Genomic DNA, 1581 nt, shown 5'->3' with positions numbered 1-1581 from the left:
TTGGAGAGTTTGATCCTGGCTCAGGACGAACGCTGGCGGCGTGCCTAATACATGCAAGTCGAGCGGACCAACGAGGAGCTTGCTCCTCAGAGGTCAGCGGCGGACGGGTGAGTAACACGTGGGCAACCTGCCTGTAAGACTGGGATAACTCCGGGAAACCGGGGCTAATACCGGATAACATTCTCCTCTGCATAGAGGGGGATTAAAAGATGGCTCCGGCTATCACTTACAGATGGGCCCGCGGCGCATTAGCTAGTTGGTGAGGTAAGGGCTCACCAAGGCGACGATGCGTAGCCGACCTGAGAGGGTGATCGGCCACACTGGGACTGAGACACGGCCCAGACTCCTACGGGAGGCAGCAGTAGGGAATCTTCGGCAATGGACGAAAGTCTGACCGAGCAACGCCGCGTGAGTGAGGAAGGCCTTCGGGTCGTAAAGCTCTGTTGTTAGGGAAGAACAAGTACCGTTCGAACAGGGCGGTACCTTGACGGTACCTAACCAGAAAGCCACGGCTAACTACGTGCCAGCAGCCGCGGTAATACGTAGGTGGCAAGCGTTGTCCGGAATTATTGGGCGTAAAGCGCGCGCAGGCGGTCTCTTAAGTCTGATGTGAAAGCCCACGGCTCAACCGTGGAGGGTCATTGGAAACTGGGGGACTTGAGTACTGGAGAGGAGAGTGGAATTCCATGTGTAGCGGTGAAATGCGTAGATATATGGAGGAACACCAGTGGCGAAGGCGGCTCTCTGGCCAGTAACTGACGCTGAGGCGCGAAAGCGTGGGGAGCAAACAGGATTAGATACCCTGGTAGTCCACGCCGTAAACGATGAGTGCTAGGTGTTGGGGGGTTCCACCCTCAGTGCTGACGTTAACACATTAAGCACTCCGCCTGGGGAGTACGACCGCAAGGTTGAAACTCAAAGGAATTGACGGGGGCCCGCACAAGCAGTGGAGCATGTGGTTTAATTCGAAGCAACGCGAAGAACCTTACCAGGTCTTGACATCCTTCGCCACTTCCAGAGATGGAAGGTTCCCCTTCGGGGGACGAAGTGACAGGTGGTGCATGGTTGTCGTCAGCTCGTGTCGTGAGATGTTGGGTTAAGTCCCGCAACGAGCGCAACCCTTGATCTTAGTTGCCAGCATTCAGTTGGGCACTCTAAGGTGACTGCCGGTGACAAACCGGAGGAAGGTGGGGACGACGTCAAATCATCATGCCCCTTATGACCTGGGCTACACACGTGCTACAATGGATGGTACAAAGGGCAGCAAAACCGCGAGGTTGAGCGAATCCCATAAAGCCATTCTCAGTTCGGATTGCAGGCTGCAACTCGCCTGCATGAAGCCGGAATTGCTAGTAATCGCGGATCAGCATGCCGCGGTGAATACGTTCCCGGGCCTTGTACACACCGCCCGTCACACCACGAGAGTTTGTAACACCCGAAGTCGGTGAGGTAACCTTTTGGAACCAGCCGCCGAAGGTGGGACAGATGATTGGGGTGAAGTCGTAACAAGGTAGCCGTATCGGAAGGTGCGGCTGGATCACCTCCTTTCTAAGGAGTCCTTTATGGACATGGAACACGCTT

1 rRNA gene is annotated in these 1581 nt (G+C 55.5%); it reads left to right on the top strand.

Features of this window, described 5'->3' with window-relative positions:
- Window positions 1-1548 (top strand): 16S ribosomal RNA (locus ACTWQL_RS24765).
- The last annotated feature ends 33 nt before the right edge of the window (window positions 1549-1581 follow it).

This window comes from Pseudalkalibacillus sp. R45 (assembly GCF_052246725.1).
GTDB lineage: Bacteria > Bacillota > Bacilli > Bacillales > Fictibacillaceae > Pseudalkalibacillus.
Note: the sequence above shows the minus strand (reverse complement) of the source record. Positions and strands in the feature narration are given on the sequence as shown.